The sequence below is a fragment of the Dactylosporangium sp. NPDC006015 genome (assembly GCF_040614215.1).
Lineage (GTDB): Bacteria > Actinomycetota > Actinomycetes > Mycobacteriales > Micromonosporaceae > Dactylosporangium > Dactylosporangium maewongense.
On record NZ_JBEXUD010000075.1, the window covers coordinates 1 to 14,179 of the forward strand.

The window sequence follows — 14,179 nt, forward strand, 5'->3', positions numbered from 1 at the left end:
ACTTTGGCCCGGGTATGGGTGGTTCCGGCCGCGCTACGGCCTGGTTTTGGTTGGGGGGGGTGTTTGGGGGGGGGGGGGGGGGCCCCCCCCCCCCCCCCCCCCGCTGGGGAGCAGGCGAAGCCTGCGCGGATGACACCACGCGACGAACGCGAAAACGGCCCCCGCCGTTGAGCAGGGGCCGTCCGTCGCGGTGGGCGATACTGGGATCGAACCAGTGACCTCTTCGGTGTGAACAAGGTCAACTTCTCCTCCGGACCTGCCCGCGCGGACAAAGACGCAGGTCACGGTATGGGTCTCCGTTGGTTGGCGGCGGTGCTCTGGGGCGTGTTCGGCAAGATCGTCTCCCAGAATTCTCCCAGCGGCGTCCGCAGGGTGACGCGGTTCTGGCCGGCGCTTCCGCAACATACTTCGGACCCGGAGAGGCTTCCCGTTGCGCAGGCTCCGCCCGGACATGCTGTGCCGGTGGGGCGCCATGACGCACGAGCCGTTTGGTCACCTCGGACGCTGGCGCCCTGCCGGTGCGGCATGGCTGCCTCCGGTGCGCAACGGGAGGACTCGGAGCCAGCCCGGGGCTTCCCGGCCCGCCGCGGTCCAGGGCGCGCAGCCCTGGCCGCCGGAGGCATGTCCCGGGTTGTAGGGCCGGAGGCCCTACCCGCCGGAGGCAGGGGATTGGCACGGGCCAGTAGCGTTCGGCTGGCGTCAGGCGTGGGCGGAGGATTTGAAGTGTCGGGGGTATGGGACGTCAAGCGCGACGATGAGCGCGATCACTGGGTTCTCGATCCGCTGGTCAGCGTGGGACCGCTGCGGTTCGGGATGAGTCGCGATGAGGTGATGGCAACGCTCAATGCCGGGTCGGGCAGCTGCTCCCGCGGAAGCTTGGGTGTTGTAGTGCTGTCGTACCGGCATCTGACGGCCTACTTCCGCGCGGAAGGCCTGTATTGCGTGGCGATCGACGCCCTGGTCGGTCCGCAGGTCACGATGGACGGCGCCACGCTCGTGGGACGTGTGCCGTCCGAGGTGGAGCAGTGGGTGTGGGACTACGTGGACCGGCATGACGCCGAGTTGCACTACTCACCCGGCGCGGATCCGCATCTCGTGGATGTTGGATTGGTCGTTCGTGCACAGCGGGCGGGAGACGTGGCCCTCACCCGGCCGCTCTTCCTCGGTGAGCGGGTCGACGACGTGTGGCACTACGTTCCCATAGAGGAATGGCGCGGGTTCTGAGGCTGAAACCGGCGGGAACGGCCGCACCGCCGGGAGCTCTCGCCGTCGTGCTGGGTGCGCGCCCGGGTCACGCTCGGTGTAGCGCCGGCAGCTGGCGCTCGTAGACGCAGAGTCACCGGTTCGCTTGAAGCCCCGGCTCCTCGGGTTGAGGATGTCCGGGGCTTCGGCCCGCCAGGGCCGCCTTGAAGACGTATGGAAACTTCTCACCGAACCGTGCGACCCCGCTTGTCGACCCCGCTTGATCAGTTACAGGTTGACTTCACTTGATGGGTGGCACTCCGCCGAGTGCTGGTGGAGTTGGCCATGACGGACCGCTGGCATCACGCCGTGTTGGACGACGGCAATGGCTATATCCGGCTGGCGGCCGGTCCTTCTACTTTTCCTTGCGCCGGACCGGATGCAAGTCGTGCCGCCGGTCGGCGAACATCGCCGCCATCATGGGGTTGTTCAGATTCCCTCGTCCAAGCATCTGGTGCATCGTGTAACCCAGATACGAGCTGCTGGTCACCTCTCTGCCGCCGACAACGACGGTAGGCGTGGGCGGTCCGGCTGCCTCCACGGTTGCCAGGTAATCCGAGCGCAGCTGGTCGGCCCGCTCCGCAAGCTGCGCCGCCTGTTCGGCGCCGTCGGCGGCAAACACGGCTGCCCAGATCTCCTGTTCTAAACGCACGGCGTCGGTCATCCACGCATCCGGCGCTTCGTCTCGATGCGCACGTGCTGCTAGTTCGTCGCGGGCCAACTGGGCGAGGCCTCCCATACGGTCGGAGATCAGGTGGTAGGGCGCCGACTCTGGATCCAACGCCTTGGCCCGCGACGGCGTGATCGTGGCGATGCCCAGTGCGAGCACGAGTTCGAACACGAGATCGTCCGCTCCCAGATAGCGGTCCTCCTCCATCATCGGACGCGGCTGCATCAACCAGTCCAGGTGGGACTCCGACGCTGCGAGCCCGGCCGCTCGGGCCCAGCCGGCGGCTGCCCGAGCCGCCCAGTCGGCCGTCCTACCTCCATCGAACTTGGGATTGTGCCGGTAGACGTGACAAGACGTGTTCGGATCAGGCAGATGCAACGACCAGACCTCACCCGACGGAGTCGCGGCGGTCACTCCGGCGCAGTCACTGTTACAGACGTACGCGGCGAGCACCGGCGTGCCCACCGTCCGGACCCACTCCTGGGCCCCCACGACGAGGTCCGGTGGATCGCTGGCCGGGTTGCTCGTCTCCAGCAGCTGCCAGCCGTCGCCGAGATCACGCACCCGCACATGCCGCCAGCCGAACCCCGTGGTGGCTGGTTGTTCGGTTATGGACTGCTCGCAGAGTGCGAGCACGATCGTTCCCCAGTAACCCATGGCACGGCAGCGTAGCCAATTTCGTCGACGGACCGGCGTTCGTTCCCAGCCCGTCATGGGGACATGCTTTAGCATCCTCGTAGACGCCAGCGGCAGGCCCAAACAGCGCCTCATTGCAAGATAGTCTAGCCGGAGCCGTCTCGCCTCATGTGACGCTGATCAGTAACGGATCAACTGAAGCCCGACATGTGTGAAGCGCGGAAGCGCGGACAGCCCGACGCGGTGGCGTGCTGCATGATCGGGAAGGTGTTCCATTGAGACTGCACCGCCGCGCAGATGGCGTCGAGTCCGATGAAGGTCCGGTCAGGGCCGGTCTCCCATACGGCATCGGCGGTCCAGACCGACGCCCACCGTGGCATGTCTCGGTGATCCGCGCCGATGCAGTAGTCGTGCGCTAACCGGCGCAAGGCGAGCTCAGCCTCCACTCGCTCCAACCGCCGAGCCAGTTCTTCGATCGTCGCCATGGCCGTAGGCTACCGACGACGCATTCGCGCCGTGTGTTGCTTGGGCAGCTGGCGTTGCTGACGCATCTGTTGGAGCGGCTCGGCCGGTCGGTGCTGTTCGAGTCCCTCGCCGGCGACGCGGCCCAGGCGATCCCGCCGCTGGTATGCGGTTTACGGGAACGCGTACCTGATCCGCTCGATGAGCGTGGCCGGCAGCTCGATGCCCTCGGCGCGGGCCCGGGTGGACAGCTGCTCCAGGACCGCCGCCTCGACGGAGGTCTGGCCGAGGATCGTGCGCACCGCCGTCTCGACCGGCACGAAGCGGCCGCTCAGGATCGAATAGGTCTGGTACGCGCTGAACGGGTCGGCCTGCTCGTTGAGCCTGACGATCGCCGGCAGCTGCTCCCACTCGGCGGGCAGGTCGCCGTGCCACCGTGCCGGCCTGGCCGGGTCCTCGCTCTGGTACCGCAGCATGCCGAGGCGCAGCAGCTGCCAGACCGCGGCGAGCAGCGGGCACGACCAGAGCCGGCCGCCGGGCTCGTCGCTCCACAGCTCCACGTCGAGGAAGATCGAGTGCCGGTTGGCCGCGTTCTCCTGCGGCTTCTGCCACTTCGCGGCGCCGTTCATCGCCGTGGGCACCGACTGCGGCGAGCGCACCCCGTTGCACAGCCAGCCGGACTCCGACGACGGCGGCCGCCAGCCGTTGGTGAGCGGCGGCGGGTCGTCGACGATCCGGGAGACCAGCATGTCCGCCAGCGGGATGCCGCGGTCGGTGGTCGCGCAGCCGGACTCGCGGGCCAGGTAGTCGATCGTCAGGCCCGCCTCGGCCGCGGCCTTGACCAGCAGCGGGATCAGCTCGGCCGGCGTGCTGAAGCGGGTGAAGTAGTCGTCGACGAGGAAGCAGGTGCTGATCCGGGGGCGGGTGCGGCCGGCCCGGCGGGCGGCGGACTGCCGCGCCGCCTCGACCCAGGGCGCGATCTCGGCGAAGTGCCGGCGCATCGCGTCGATGTCGCCGCCGTTGAACTGCTCGGCGTAGAGGTGGCCCAGCTCGATCGAGACGTGGGACAGCGGGATCGACGCGACCTCACGCTGCGCGACCGACTCCCGGAACACCACCTCAGATACGCTCATGGCGTCCCCCAAGCGGAGTCGATCATGATCTTTTCCGCGAGCAGCTCGAATGCGTCCACGGTCGCCGCATTCGCGATCATGCGGTCTGAAACGTCGTTGTCCGAAATAAGCTGTTCCCGCCACTGTAGCACGGGATCGAGCGGGACTTCGCCAAGCGTCAATGTCCGACCGACCTTCTGCTGGTTGGCCAATTCCAGCAGATCCTGATGTACCTCTTTCAGCCACGACGCCTGCGCCGGCCGCAGCCCCTCCAGGTTCGCCGATTCCTCGGGCCCGTCGGGATTGACCACCGCCGTCCGGACGAATCGCAGCGAATTGGTGAGGTGCTCCGGCTTGTGCTCGTAGTGCTTGCCGACCGCGAGAATGCCGCCCTCGCCGTACACGAGGTTGGCCGCCGCGAGCACGTGCTGCCGGGTCCACCGGTGGAAGATCAGCCACCGCTGCCCGACGTTCTGCAGCTCCGGCCGGGCGGTCGCGGCGAGGACCATCTCCGTGGCGTAGGAGCGGCCCGAGCTCAGGTCGATCAGCGCCAGGTCGAACTCCTCCTCCACCTGGAGGAAGAGCTTGACGCAGCGGTCGACGATGTCCTTGTCGATCGGGAACTCGCCCTTGCCGCGGTCGCCGGGGAACAGCACCATCCGGCCCGCCTGCGCCGGCCGCTGCCGCAGGCTCTTGCGGTCGGACTCGGCCCACACGTCCAGCCGCTCCGGGCTGGGACGCGAGCCGTCCAGGTAGGAGTGCAGCCCGCCGCGGCTGGTGCCGCGCAGGATCGAGTTGATCTGGAAGATGGCGCCCGTGGTCGGCGAGCCGAAGTCGAAGTCGAGGTAGCACACGTCGTTGCCCGCCAGGGCGCTGCGGTAGACGAGATTGCTGCTGGTGACCGACCGGCCCGTGCCACCCTTGTCCGACGCCGCGAAGACCAGCATGCGTCAGTCCTCGGAGACGTTCTTGCGGGCGTTCTCGAGCTGGTCGAGCTTCTGCAGCGCCTCGATCGTCAGCGCCGTGGAGGTGCCCGGCCGCGACGACACCAGCTCCCGGGCGCGCAGCAGGTCGGCGCGGACCCGCTGGAGCTCCCGGCTCAGCGGTCCACGGCCGTCGATCGACCCGGCCAGCAGTTCCTTGTCGAACAAGTGGTCCGCCTCATTCAGAAGGTCGAGCGCCAGGCTGTGCAGCGCGTCGCTGCGCAGCGTCGGCCGGACCACCGTCTTCGCGGCGGCGACGAGCGCCTGCACCACGCGGACGGTGTAGTACCACGAGGGCAGATCGTAGTGCGTGTCGATCCCACCGAAGGCCGAACTCGGCTGGTCCCACAGGCCCTGGCCCGGCGCGTCGTTGATCCTGCGCCGCCCGAGGTGGTCCCACACCCGGTCGGCGAGGTCGATCAGCTCCGACCGCTTCTGCGCCTCGCCGAGCAGGCCGGCGATCGCGTGCGTGCGCTGCATGAGCAGCGCGGCGAACTCGGTGATCGGCCAGTGCAGCGGCGGGCCGACCGTCTCGGTGCCCTCCAGGTTGAGCAGCACGCCCGGCACGTGCAGCAGCAGCATCGGGTCGTCCTTGAGCGGACGGGTGATCAGCCGGGCCCGCTCGGCCAGGTTGATCAGCACGTCGCCGATCCGGCTCAGCTCCGTGTCGGAGCCGCGTTCGCGGGCGAGACCCTTCACGGCGAGGGAGGTGACCAGCAGAGTGAAGTAGACGGACTCCACGTCGTCCACCGTGCGCCACGGGATGTCCTCGACCGGCCACCGGCCGGTGCCGAACGTCGCCACGGCCGCCCAGTAGGACCGGGTCAGGTCGTACCGCAGCTGCAACGCCTGCGCGAGCCGCAGCTGCTCCTCGTTGAGCAGGTTCAGGATGCGCGTGCGTTCGGACTGCAGGTCCTCGATCGCGTCGAGGGCGGTGACGGTGAAGTACAGGTAGGGCTTGTCGATCGCGATCCCGTCGGGCTGGCGGCCCACGTCCTCGACGGTCTCGATGACCGGTGCGTTGGCCACGACGCCCCACGACCAGCCACACTCGAAGAGCCGGTCGGACTGGGCGAGGTCCTCCGGCGCGTTGCCGGAGCCGATCGTCACGTTGCTGAAACTCGCGATCGTCTCGCGCAGCTCCCGCCGCAGCTGGGAGACGACGGCCCGGGCCGGTAACCCGCTCTGGTTGATCGTGCCGTAGAGGATCCGGCCTTCCTCGTCGTCGGCGGTGAAGACGTTGACGGTGAAGCTGCGCAGCAGCCCGATCATCGCCGCGCTGAGGCGGACCTGGGCGCGCGCCTTGAGATCCTGCAGGTCGGCCCTCACCTGCTCGCGCTGGGTCTCCGGCTCATAGACCGTCACAAATCCCAATGTGGCCAGCGACAGCGTCATCGACGTCGAATACGAGTCGACGATCGACAGCTCCACCTGGTCCTTGGTGACCTCGACGCCGGGCCGGGTCTTGAAGTAGCTGCCACCGGCGAAGACCGGCGTGCCGGTCTCCTTGTCGGAATAGGTGGTGAAGTACTCCCGGAGCAGCCCGATCAGGTAGGGCGCGATATCCGTCGCGCCGCCCATCGGCCGCAGGGCGGTGATCATCGCCTCGCTGGTCTCGTCGGGCCGCTCCAGCCGGAATGTGTCGACCTGGGTCGCCGGCAGCAGGAGGCACAGCAGTTGCTCCGCGTCGCTGATCGAGTTGCGCCCGTCGCGCCCGCCCCATTCCCAGGTCTTGTTTCTCAGGGAATTGCGGACCACGGCCTTCCAGATCGACAACAGCTCCTGACGCGGATGGACCCTCATCGACCGCACCACCATCTGTTCGGCGGCGCGCCGTCGGCACCGCACTCGTGAGAGTCGCAGTCTATTGGCGCCCGCAAGTCCTGGCCTACCGTTCCCCCCAATTGTGGCGGAACGTCGGACGTGAATGCCGTTCCGGTTTCAGCGAACCGCCGGGACAGGCTCCGACGCCACTTCAGGGGCCACCTCAGAGGCCGCCTCAGGGGCCCGCCGGTGGATCGCCGCGGCGCCCAGGAGGGTCGTGCCGGCCAGCACCGGCCAGAGCACTCCGGGGCCGGCGTCGAGCAGGGCCAGCAGCAGCGCCGGCGCCGCGGCGTTGGCGAGTCCGGTGGACAGCTGCCACTGCCCGAGGGCGTGGCCGAGGCGGTGCGGGGGCGCGGCCGCGGTGACGAGCGCGGTGCCGCTGCCCGCGTAGAGGATCTCGCCCAAGGTGTACGCGACGGCGACCGCACACAGGGCGGCGAGCGGCGCACCGGCCGCGCCACACGCCCAGAAGCCCAGGTACGACGCGGCGAGCACGACACCGGACGCGGCCAGCACGGCCCGCCTCGACAGGTGACGGAGGCGGACCACCAGGTGCACCTGCAGCGCCACGACCAGGACGGTGTTGCCGGCGAACAGGATCGCCGACCACGCCGGGGACGCGCCGAGCTGCTCGGTGAGCACGACCGGGAGCGCCACCTCCAGGACCGCGAAGCACAGCGCGAACGGCAGGTTCGCCCACACCAGCACCGTCATGCCCGGCACCCGGCCCTCCCTGGTCCGCCCGGTGCGCGCGAGCGGGGCGGCCGGCACCACGACGGTGCACACCAGCACGGCCGCGACCCCGTAGCCGGCCGCGGTGCCGGCGGCCAGCAGGCGCAGCACGTCCGGCCCGCCGGCGACGGCGAGCGCCGCCAGCAGCGCGCCCGCGCCGAGGCCCGCGTTGCGCAGCGACCGGGCCGCCGCCAGGGGCGCGTCGGCCGGCCCGGGCGCGGCCAGGGTGGCGACGAGCGCGGCGTGCGCCTGCGGCCAGACCTGGTTGCCGATCCCGAGCAGCAGTGACGCGACCGAGAACGCGGCCACGCCGTGCGCGGCGAGCAGCACGCCGACGCCGGCGACCCGGACGGCCAGGGTGGCGACGACCGGCAGGACCCGGCTGCGGAACGGGCCGCCCCCGGCGTCGATCCACCGGCCGGTGAGCGGCACGGCGATCAGGCCCGCGAGGAGCCCCGCGGACAGGGCCAGACCGGTGGCGGTGGCGGAAAGGTGCAGCACGCTCAGGCCGTACACCACGAGAAAGGGCCGCAGGAGACCCGCGCCGAGCGCGTCGACGGCGAGCGCGGCCGCATACCGGGAACCGAATCGCATGGCGGCAACGGTGCGGCGCGCGACCCGGCGCGATCACGCGGGTTGACGGGACCCGTCAAGCGTCACCACGCGCTCGCCGGGCGCTGGCACGATTGGGGTGTGGCCTTGACGATCGACATCACCGGGATGCCCGCGGAGCGGTGCGTGTTCGCGCCGTCGCCGCTCGCGGAGCTCACCTCGATGCTGCACGTCCTCGCCGAGCCGGCCCACCACCCGGCGCTGCAGGCGTGGGCGGGCGCGACCCTCGCCGGGCTGAAGCCGGCGCTCGCCGACCGGCTCCTGGAGGCCGAGTTCCTGTGGCGGTCCTCGCGCGCGGACTTCCTCGTGCCCGGCCGGCCCCGCCCGACCCTGCCGGCGGAGCTCGACGCGGTCGACGCGATCCCCGACGAGACGTACGTGGCGGCGGCCCTCGTCATGAGCTGCGGCTCGCCCCGGCTGCCCCGTGACCTCGACCGGGCACTGGAGCTGGCCCTGGCGCGGGGTCCGCGGCAGGCGGCGTTCGCGGAGCGGCTGCTGGCCGACCCGTCGGCGGTGCGGGCCGCAGTACGGGAGCTGCTGGAAGCGTGCGCGGAGGCGTTCTTCCTCGACGCGTGGCGGCAGGTCGAGCACCAGCTCGCCGCCGACGCGCGGCACAAGGCCGACCTGTTCGCGCGGCACGGCATCGAGGCGGCCCTCACCGCGGTATCGCCGGCGGTCACCCTCGACACCGGGCCCGGCGGCACCAGGATCCGGATCGACAAGCTGCAGGACAGCTCGACGAGCGCCGCCGGCGACGGCGTCACGTTCATCCCGTCGGTGTACGGCCGGCCGCACCTGCTCACCGTGCACGCGCCGGGATGGCGGCCGGTGGTTCAATACCCGGCGGCCTCCCAGGGGCGGCCGCTGTCGATGGACCTCGTGCGGCGCCGGCTGGACGCGCTCGCGCACCCGGTGCGGCAGCGGCTGTGCCGGACCCTGGCGCGCGGGCCGCACACCACCGGCGAGCTGGCCGAGGCCTGGCACCTGACGCCGCCCGAGGTGTCCCGGCACCTGGCCGTGCTGAAGAAGGCGGGGCTGCTGCAGACCACGCGCCGCGGCCGGTACGTGCGGCACACCCTCGACCTCACCGCCACCGCGGCGCTCGGGGCCGACCTGCTCGCGGCGCTGCTGCGATGAGCCGGTCCTGGGAGCCCTTGACAGCCGGGCAGTGGAGGCCATCAATTAACAGGAAACTTTACAATGAGTTTTCCTGTTGGAGGACGCCGTGCAACGTCCCGCCCTGCTCGCCGCCGCACTCGCCCTCGCGACCGCCACCGTGGGGGCCGTCTGGACCATCGCGGCGCCACCCGCGGACGCCGCCGTGGTGAGCCTCCAGGACGTGGTGCCCGCGCCCGCGTCCGTCCAGCCCGCCAGCGGCGTCACGTTCACGCTCGGCTCGGGGACCGGCATCCAGACCGAATCGCTCGACGCCGGCAACGCCCTCGCCGCCCTGCTGCGCCCCTCGACCGGCTACGCGCTGCCGGTCACCACGGGCAGCGGCACGCCGTCGAGCGGCATCGCGCTGCTGCTGTCCGGCGCGGACGCCAGCGTCGGCACGGAGGGCTACCAGCTCGACGTGACCGCGTCGCTGCTCACCATCCGCGCGCAGACGCCGGCCGGCCTGTACCACGGCGTCCAGACCCTCCGCCAGCTGCTGCCGCCCACCGTCGAGGCACGGACCGTGCAGAGCGGGCCGTGGACCGTCGCCGGCGGACGGATCATCGACCGGCCGCGCTACGCCTACCGCGGCGCGATGCTCGACGTGTCCCGGCACTTCTTCGGCGTCGACACCGTCAAGCGGTACATCGACGAGATCGCCCAGTACAAGCTGAACGTGCTGCACCTGCACCTCAGCGACGACCAGGGCTGGCGCATCGTCGTGGACGCGTGGCCGCGCCTGGCGACCGTCGGCGGCAGCACCCAGGTCGGCGGCGGCGCCGGCGGCTACTACACCAAGGCCCAGTACACCGACCTCGTCGCCTACGCCGCCGCCCGGCACATCACGATCGTGCCCGAGATCGACATGCCGGGGCACACCAACGCGGCGCTCGCCTCCTACGCGGAGCTCAACTGCAACGGCGTCGCGCCCGCGCTCTACACCGGCACCGAGGTCGGCTTCAGCTCCTTCTGCGTCTCGAAGGAGGTCACCTACACCTTCGTGCAGCAGGTCCTGAACGAGCTCGCCGCCCTGACCCCCGGCCCGTACCTGCACCTCGGCGGCGACGAGGCGCACAGCACCAGCGAAGCTGACTACCGCACGTTCATGAACCGCGTCCAGCCCTTCGCCGGCGCGCTCAACAAGACCGTCGTCGGCTGGCACCAGATCGGCCAGGCGGACCACACCGCCGGCCGCGTCGCGCAGTTCTGGGGCACCGGCACCTCCGACGCCGACCTCAGCTCCGCCGTCAGCAAGGGCGACAAGATCCTGCTCTCCCCGGCGAACAAGACCTACCTCGACATGAAGTACACCAACGCGACGCCGCTCGGCCTGACCTGGGCCGGCCTGATCGAGGTGCAGACCGCCTACAACTGGGACCCCGGCACCTACCTCCCCGGCGTCCCGGCCGCCTCGATCCTCGGCGTCGAGGCTCCACTGTGGAGCGAGACGCTGCGCACCCTCGCCGACATCGAGTTCATGGCGTTCCCGCGCATGCCCGCCCTGGCGGAGCTCGCGTGGTCGCCGCAGTCCGCGCGCAACTGGGACACGTTCAAGGTGCGCCTCGGCGCGCAGGGCCCGCGCTGGACCGTGCAGGGGATCAACTACTACCGGTCGCCGCAGGTGCCGTGGTCCACGCTGCCGTCCGCCTCGCCCACCGTCTCCCCGTCCGCGTCCCGCTCGCCGTCAGCCTCTCCGTCAGCCTCTCCGTCGGCGTCCCCGTCCGCGTCGCGCTCGCCGTCGCCGTCGGCCTCCGTGTCGTCGCCGCCCGCCGGTGTACTGGCCAACGGCGGCTTCGAGACCGGATCCCTCGCGCCGTGGACGGGCAGCCGCTGCTCCGTGGTCACCAGCCCCGTCCGCTCCGGCACCCGCGCCCTCGCCGGCGCCGTCACCGCCGGCGACACGGCACAGTGCCAGCAGACCGTCACGGTCCAGCCGAACCGCACCTACCGGCTCACCGGCTACGTCCAGGGCAGCTACGTGTACATCGGCGCGACCGGCACCGGCGTGAACGTCAGCACCTGGACCCCCGGCACCGGCAACACCTACGCCCCGCTGTCCGTCACCTTCACCACCGGCGCCACCACCACCTCCGTGACGGTCTTCGTGCACGGCTGGTACGGCCAGCCCTCCTACTACGCGGACGACTTCAGCCTCACCCTCGTGTAGCCCGCCGCCCGCTGGGTACACGTCGCCACATGCCCACCGACGACATCGTGCAGGGCGTCTCCCCAGGCGCCCTGACCGAGGAGGCGCTGCTCCGCGAGCTGGCCAGCCTGCACGGCACCCGCCACGACGCCCTCCGCCACGGCCCCGACAGCGCCCTGGCCAACCACACCCGCCGCACCACCGAACTCGAAGGCGAGTACCTCCGCCGCCACCCTTCCCGCGAAATCAACCCCGCCCGCATCCGCTGACACACCCCACCCGCCCCCCAAAGATGCGACGGACGGGGTGGATCAGGTAGAGTGCACAAACGTCACGGGCGATTGGCGCAGCGGGAGCGCGCTTCGTTCACACCGAAGAGGTCACTGGTTCGATCCCAGTATCGCCCACCGCGACAGCGCAGGTAGAGGGCCGGTATTTCCCATCGGGAGCCGGTCCTTTTGCTTGTCATTGACCCTCCTGGGAGAATCTTAGGAGACGATCTTGGTCGTTCTCCTGGAGCAACCGGTCCAGCACGCGGACCGGTGAGCGCGGGTGCATCCGCCGGCGGGCGTCGAGGGCTTCCTCCCACCGGGCGGTCAGACCCTCCAGCAGGCGGGCGATCATCTCCGCTGTGACGTGCGAGTAGCGCCCTCCGATCGACCCGTCGAGGTGCCTGAGCTGAGTACCGACCGCGAGGGACGGGGCGCCTTCGCCGGGAACCGGCCGGTCGACGCGGGCTGGAAGACCCATGTGGCGAACCCGCTGCGCCGGTGGTGCGCCGCCGTCGTCGCTGGTTCCAACGCCCGGGTGTAGCCCAACTCCGCGATCGCGGCGGCGATCCGCTCCTTCTCGGTGGAGGAGTTCGCGTCCGATTCCCACCCGGCAGGCGGCAGGAAGTTGCGGTTGCGCAGCCCGGCGATGACGGTGGTCGCCAGGTCGAGGCTGATCGTCCCGAGACCGCCACACGCGAACACCAGCCTTCGACGGTGGTGGACCGTTCCCGGGCGGCCCGATCCGCCGCTCGATCTCGGTGAAGATGCAGGCGTCGTCCCAGTAATTGCCGAAGAACTTCTCGCCGGTCAGCACCTCGCACAGGATGTACGTGCCGACGCCCGCGTGACCGCCGCCGAACTCGCAGAGCGCCGACAGCCACAGCAGCACGGCGCGGGGGCCGCTGAACCCGTACGGCCCACGGGTCACCCTCCACCCGGAAGAACTTCGGCGGGTCCGGGTCGACGAACTGCACGATCTGCTGCCTGCCCTGACTCAGCGCGATGCCGATCTGGCGGCTCGCCGGGTCCGCAAGGTCGGTCTGTAGCCGCTCCTGCGCGCACTGCTGCGACCACGCGATGACCCGGCACACCTGCCCGAGCGCCACTGCGGCGGCCACCTCGTCCCGCTCCGCCGCCTCTCTACGCGGGAAGGTCAGCTCGCTGAGCCGCCAGCTCGTCTGCAGCACCGCACAGGTAGCGGGTCAGGTGTGCGTCCCGGTGACCGCCGACGTCATCCGCAGCAGCTCGATCATCGCGAGGGTGATCTGGTCGCGGACCCGGCCGACCGACAGGTCCCACTGACGCGTGAAGCCGGGCCGGCGGTCGAGCGACTCCCACACCGGCAGCACCTCGCCGTCCAGGCGGGCCGCCGGCATCCACAGCGGCACCAGGTATTCCACCGCCGGCTGGAGGCGCCGGACGCGCTGGGTGCTGGCCGTCGAGCGGGTCAGCGCCGACTCGGCGATCGACAGCAGCGTGGTGAGCAGCCAGTCGTGCAGGGCGAGGTCCTCGCACAGCTCGACCACCGACGGGGAGCAGTCGCCGCTGCCGGCGAGGGTCAGCGTGCGCAGCGTCTCGGACTGCACGGTGAACTCCACCTTGAGCCCCTCGTGCCCCGCGGTCGGCTCGAAGACCCACCGCAGGTGGGTGCGGCGGGCCCGGAAGGGCGAGCGGTGGTCCAGCTGCGCCGAGCCCTGGACGGCGTCCATCGTGTGCCCGGCGATGCCCGCCATGTCGAGCCGGTCGGCGCTGCGCTCGTGCCGCAGGTAGCCGTCGCGGACGTCGCCGGCCTTCACCTTGCCGATCGTCTCCAGCCGCGCCGGCCGGGCCAGGTAGTGCGGCCACTGCATCCGCCGGTTCTCCGCGCTGGGGGTCACCGACGTGTGCGCCGACCCCTGCAGCACGTGCCCGCCGGTGACGGCGGCGTGCGAGACGACGGTGCCGACCGCGCGGACCCTCGCCCCGCTGCTGGACGGCAGCGCGCAGTCCACGCCGATCAGGCGGTCCGGCGAGACGGCATAGGCGATCGGCCGTTCCGACTGGATGACCCGCGAACCGGGGGCGGTGTCCAGCAGCCGGACGGTGCTGTCGCGCGCGAGCGGCGTGGAGTTCTGGAGGAGTCCGGTATGCACCTCACCAAAGGTGAGCATCATTCCTCCGATGGTTCACGCCTGCGGGGGTTCGCGACGCCCCGCTGTGCAGCTACTCTAGCGGTTGGCCGCGGCTCGCAGAGCCATGAGTCCCGCACATCCGGACAGGACATCGTGCGGATATCTCGTTTTTCCCAGCTCTGATCATGGTCGTCTATCTCTTGGGCCTTATTCTCAACG

General features: G+C 70.6%; 11 protein-coding genes, 1 tRNA gene and 1 pseudogene. 5 read left to right on the top strand and 8 right to left on the bottom strand.

Annotated elements, in window-relative coordinates; all coding sequences use genetic code 11:
* Window positions 1–723: 723 nt before the first annotated feature.
* Window positions 724–1,224, top strand: a complete 501-nt coding sequence (locus ABZ321_RS55400; protein WP_354904703.1) for a hypothetical protein — start codon at window positions 724–726, stop codon at window positions 1,222–1,224.
* A 373-nt stretch (window positions 1,225–1,597) separates the two neighbouring features.
* Here the strand turns inward: ABZ321_RS55400 and ABZ321_RS55405 are convergent, their stop codons facing one another.
* From ABZ321_RS55405 to ABZ321_RS55430, 6 genes are all read right to left on the bottom strand, one after another.
* Window positions 1,598–2,569, bottom strand: coding sequence for a hypothetical protein (locus ABZ321_RS55405; RefSeq protein WP_354904706.1), 972 nt, complete (start codon window positions 2,567–2,569; stop codon window positions 1,598–1,600).
* A 170-nt stretch (window positions 2,570–2,739) separates the two neighbouring features.
* Window positions 2,740–3,033, bottom strand: a complete 294-nt coding sequence (locus ABZ321_RS55410; RefSeq protein WP_354904708.1) for a nuclear transport factor 2 family protein — start codon at window positions 3,031–3,033, stop codon at window positions 2,740–2,742.
* A 150-nt stretch (window positions 3,034–3,183) separates the two neighbouring features.
* Window positions 3,184–4,143: an SCO2522 family protein gene (locus ABZ321_RS55415; RefSeq protein ID WP_354904711.1), complete on the bottom strand. Its 960-nt coding sequence runs from the start codon at window positions 4,141–4,143 to the stop codon at window positions 3,184–3,186.
* Window positions 4,140–5,069: an SCO2523 family variant P-loop protein gene (locus ABZ321_RS55420; RefSeq protein WP_344503411.1), complete on the bottom strand. Its 930-nt coding sequence runs from the start codon at window positions 5,067–5,069 to the stop codon at window positions 4,140–4,142. Before ABZ321_RS55420 ends, ABZ321_RS55415 begins: the two co-directional genes overlap by 4 nt.
* A gap of 3 nt (window positions 5,070–5,072) precedes the next feature.
* Window positions 5,073–6,908, bottom strand: a complete 1,836-nt coding sequence (locus tag ABZ321_RS55425) for an SCO2524 family protein (protein ID WP_344503412.1) — start codon at window positions 6,906–6,908, stop codon at window positions 5,073–5,075.
* A gap of 138 nt (window positions 6,909–7,046) precedes the next feature.
* Window positions 7,047–8,255, bottom strand: a complete 1,209-nt coding sequence (locus tag ABZ321_RS55430) for an MFS transporter (RefSeq protein WP_354904715.1) — start codon at window positions 8,253–8,255, stop codon at window positions 7,047–7,049.
* Window positions 8,256–8,354: 99 nt separating this feature from the next.
* Between ABZ321_RS55430 and ABZ321_RS55435 the strand changes: the two genes are divergently transcribed.
* From ABZ321_RS55435 to ABZ321_RS55450, 4 genes and pseudogenes are all read left to right on the top strand, one after another.
* Entirely contained in the window at window positions 8,355–9,410 is a 1,056-nt protein-coding gene (locus ABZ321_RS55435) for a DUF5937 family protein (protein ID WP_354904717.1), read from the top strand.
* 88 nt (window positions 9,411–9,498) lie between these two features.
* A complete protein-coding gene (locus ABZ321_RS55440; protein WP_354904719.1) occupies window positions 9,499–11,598 on the top strand; it encodes a family 20 glycosylhydrolase in 2,100 nt (699 codons plus the stop codon).
* Window positions 11,599–11,651: 53 nt separating this feature from the next.
* A pseudogene (locus ABZ321_RS55445) lies at window positions 11,652–11,846 on the top strand (DUF6158 family protein); the annotation flags it as partial.
* A gap of 66 nt (window positions 11,847–11,912) precedes the next feature.
* A tRNA-Val gene (locus tag ABZ321_RS55450) sits at window positions 11,913–11,984 on the top strand.
* Window positions 11,985–12,042: 58 nt separating this feature from the next.
* On the opposite strand, the gene ABZ321_RS55455 is transcribed toward ABZ321_RS55450, so the two are convergent.
* Entirely contained in the window at window positions 12,043–12,738 is a 696-nt protein-coding gene (locus ABZ321_RS55455) for a hypothetical protein (RefSeq protein WP_354904722.1), read from the bottom strand.
* A gap of 313 nt (window positions 12,739–13,051) precedes the next feature.
* Window positions 13,052–13,981, bottom strand: coding sequence for an SCO2521 family protein (locus ABZ321_RS55460; protein ID WP_344503417.1), 930 nt, complete (start codon window positions 13,979–13,981; stop codon window positions 13,052–13,054).
* Between the last annotated feature and the right edge of the window lie 198 nt (window positions 13,982–14,179).